This window comes from Micromonospora sp. S-DT3-3-22, from assembly GCF_015354745.1.
Taxonomy (GTDB): domain Bacteria; phylum Actinomycetota; class Actinomycetes; order Mycobacteriales; family Micromonosporaceae; genus Micromonospora; species Micromonospora wenchangensis.
Genome location: NZ_JACGMO010000239.1, coordinates 1 through 3,740 on the forward strand (window position 1 = coordinate 1; position 3,740 = coordinate 3,740).

Sequence of the window (3,740 nt, forward strand, 5' to 3'; positions counted from 1 at the left end):
GCCCGGGGCGCGGGCCTCGACCGACCGGTCCCACAGGTCCTCGTCGGCCCGCCCGCTGCCGGCGGCGCGCAGCGCGTCGGCGAACGACCGGCCCGGCGTCGGTGCGGCACCCGGTTCGCGCTCCCGCCAGGCCGGGTCGGTCAGCGGCAGGTCACACGGTACGACCGGGACCCCGTTGCGGGCGGCCCAGCGCACCGCGACCAGTTCCGGGGAGAAGTCGGCGAACGGGTAGAACGCCGGCCCGCCGCCGTCGCCGAGGACCCCGGCCAGCGCCACCGGGGCGGTGGTGGCCGGGTCGGCGAGCCACGGCAGCCATTGCCCCAGCTCCGGCGGGAGTTCCAGGAGCAGCACCTCGGGTCGGTACCCGGCCAGCAGCCGGGGCAGGGCCACCGCCAGCGCGGGCGAGTGGTGCCGTACCCCGATCAGGTACGGCCGGCGGTGCCCGGCCAGCGCGGCGACCGCGACCGTGGGGTCGACCGGCGTCGGCACCCCGGTGGCGGGAGCGGTCGGGTCAGTCGGTGAGGACATCGCGCAGTTCCCACAGCCGCCGCCACAGGCGCGCGCCGTCCTCGGCCCGCCGCCGGACCGCGCCGTCCCAGTAGCCGAGCAGCTTGGCCCCGTCGGCCGGGTCGTCCTTGCGGACCACGCCGAGCAGGTGCCCCGGCAGCAGCGACACCACGTCCCGGTCGCCGGGGAAGTAGGCCGCCGCCAGCGCCAGCGACGACGCGACCGCCACCGCCTCGGCGGTGCTCATCACGGTGGACGGCCGCTCCACCTCCCAACCCTCCACCGACTGGCCGGCCCGCAGGTCGCGGAACGCGGTGACCAGCGCCTCCAGCACGGCGTCGTCGACGGCGAACGGGGCGCGCACCCGTTCCAGCGTGGCGCGGGCCTGCCGCTGCACCAGGGCGATCTCCTGGGCCAGGTCGCCGATCGGGCCGACGGTCTCGAAGTTGAACCGGCGTTTGAGCGCCGCCGACATCTCCGACACCCCCCGGTCGCGCAGGTTGGCGGTCGCGATGAGGGTGAACCCGGGCGCGGCGGGGACGGTGGCGTCGGCGGTGCCGGACAGTTCGGGCACCGCGATCCGCCGGTCGGACAGGATGGACACCAGGGCGTCCTGGACCTCCGGCAGGCAGCGGGTGATCTCCTCCACCCGGGCCACCGCGCCGGTGCGCATCGCGGACAGGATCGGCGAGGGCACCAGCGCGGCGGCGCTCGGCCCGTGCGCCAGCAGCAGGGCGTAGTTCCAGCCGTAGCGGAGCTGGTCCTCGGTGGTGCCGGCGGTGCCCTGCACGACCAGTTCGCTGCTGCCGCAGATCGCGGCGGACAGCAGCTCCGACAGCATCGACTTCGCGGTGCCCGGTTCACCGACGAGCAGCAGGCCCCGTTCCCCGGCGAGGGTGACCACGCAGCGTTCGACCAGCGCCCGTTCCCCGACGAACTTGGTGGTCACGGTCGCCGTGCGGGGCAGGTCGTCGCGGCGGGCCTGCCGGGGCAGTTCCAGTGCGACGCCGCCGCTGCCGACGATGAACGTGACGACCGCGCGGGGGGTCAACCGCCAGCCCGGCGGCCGGGGTCCGTCGTCGTACGCGGCGAGGAACGCCAGTTCGGCGGCGTACGCGTGCTCGGCCGGCTGGACCTGGCGAGCCGCCGGGGTGGTCGTGGTGGTCATCGGCGCCCTTCCGTAACAAGATCGTCGAAGCGGGGTGCGTCGCCGTCGCGCAGCCGGGCCCAGGCGAGCGCGAACAGGCGGGGCGCGGGGGCGACCGGGGAGACGATGCCCAGTGCGGTCACGCCGCCCTCGCCCCCGATCAGCAGCGGGAGTTTCCACCGTTCCAGCGGCAGCAGCGGCGCCTTGAGCGCCAACCAGCCGCCGGGCAGGAACAGCGACCGCCCGGCCCGGGGCCGCTTCGCCGCGACGACGTGCGCGGTGGCGGCCAACTCGGCGCGGGCCGCCTTGAGCCGGGCCGGCTTCCAGCCGGTCCACCGCGCCACGTTGCGGTCGGTCGGGTCGGGCAGGGCGAGCAGTTGCAGGTAGAGCGCCGCGGCGTCGACGCCCAGCCCGAGCGTCGCGGCGACCGTGGCGACCAGTTCGGGGTCGGAGCGGGTCGGGTCCTGCGCGAAGCCGTCGTCCATCGCCGGGACGACGTGCGACACCACCTCGGTGAGCTGGCCGCCGACCAGGGCCCGCAGGGCCGCGAGCAGCTGCTCGTTGACGTGGTCGAGGCGGGCCCGCAGCACGGCCAGCGCCGGATCGTCCGTTCCGGACAGCCGGGACGGGTACAACCGGACCCGGTGCCAGCGGTCGGCCGGCGGGACCAGCACCGGGCCGACCTCGGTGCCGGCCGGGCCGGTCGTCACCGGCAGGCCGAACGCGGCGGTGAACGCCGACAGCTTGGCGCCGTCGACGTGCCCGACGGCGACGGTGAACCCGGGGTCGGTCAACCGCTGCCGGGCCAGGTCGGCGGCGACCGGCAACGCCGCCCGGATCGGGTCGTCGACGGCCAGGTGGTACGCCAGCCACGGCAGCGTCCTGGTCAACGCGATCAACGCGTCGTCGTCGTCGACGCCGGTGTCGGCACCGGCCAGCCACCGGCCGGTGGCCGCGTTGGCGACCCAGTGGACCACCGTCGAGGCCGGCAGCGGGCTGGTCACCTCGGCCCGGTCCACTCCGACGATCACGTCGTCGGGCACGGGTCGCCGTGGCCCGTGCCGCCGGACCCACTCCTCGACGATCAGATCCTGTCGGGGCCCGTCGACCCACAGCCGCGCCGGGTCCTCGGGGATCAGCTGTCCGAGGAGGGTGGCGAAGGCCTGCCGACCGCGACCGCCGGTGCCCCAGAACCGGGCCGCCGCGGCAGCGGCCGCCGGGTCGGGCAGTTCCAGGATGGTCCGCAGTTCGGCGGGGGCCTTCTCCCAGGTGAGCCGGGGCAGGCCCGCCAGCAGCAGCACCGCCTCGGCGTGGCTCATGCCCGCCGCCTCGGACAGCGTGCGGGCCCACCCGGGGTGCCACTCCAGCGGCCCGTTGACCCGGGCGAGCCGGACGAACTCGTCGAGCCGCTGCGACGTGACGTCACCGGTTGCCAGGATCTCCTCCTCGGTGATCCGGAAACCGGGCACGGCCGAGAACCGTCCGGTCGGCGTCCAGTCGAGCACGTCGACCTCCCGGTCGTCGGTGTCGACGGCGAGCACCAGCAGCCGCCGGCCGGCCACGGTCAGCACCTGTCCCCGGACCTGGTCGACCGGCTGGTCGGCGTCGGCGACCAGGGTGGCCCGCCGCAGCCGGCTACCCGGGGCGAGGAGCCCGGAGCGGGCGCACACCTCCAGCAACGTCAGCAGCGCCTCGCGGACCTCGGACAGGCAGATCGGGGCCACCGCCCGGTACATCGCGGCCGGCAGCACCCCCAGCAGGTCGAACCAGTCGAGATCACCGTCCAGCTGGCCCCGGGCGTCCGGCGTCGGGTCGGTGCCGGTGAGCGCGGCACCCGCGCGGGAGATCAGCCGCAGGGAGCTGTCCTCGGCGCTGTAGCAGTACTGGATCAGCCCGGCGAGCCCCTCGGAGAGCAGCCGGTCGACCGCCGGCGACGCGGCCGGGGCCTCCTGCGCCGGCAGTGCGTTGTCCTGCTCGCCGTCGAGCACGGCGGCCAGCGTGCGCAGCCGCGCCACCTGCCCGGCGGCCCGGGTGACGAGCCCGGCGACCCCGGCGACGAGGGCGGGCGCGGTGAGCTGCGGCAGGT

3 protein-coding genes are annotated in these 3,740 nt (G+C 76.1%); all 3 read right to left on the reverse strand.

Translation table 11 applies throughout. From position 1 onward, the window contains the following. On the reverse strand, window positions 1-528 hold a 528-nt coding region (locus H1A17_RS33670), incomplete at its 3' end, for a DUF5682 family protein (protein WP_228544735.1). Further along, window positions 512-1,675 carry an AAA family ATPase gene (locus H1A17_RS33675; RefSeq protein WP_145919519.1) on the reverse strand — a complete coding sequence of 388 codons (1,164 nt, stop codon included), beginning with the start codon at window positions 1,673-1,675 and terminating at the stop codon, window positions 512-514. The genes H1A17_RS33670 and H1A17_RS33675, both read right to left, overlap by 17 nt. Next, window positions 1,672-3,740: hypothetical protein (locus tag H1A17_RS33680; protein WP_228544736.1), on the reverse strand; the 2,069-nt coding region annotated here is incomplete at its 5' end. The genes H1A17_RS33675 and H1A17_RS33680, both read right to left, overlap by 4 nt.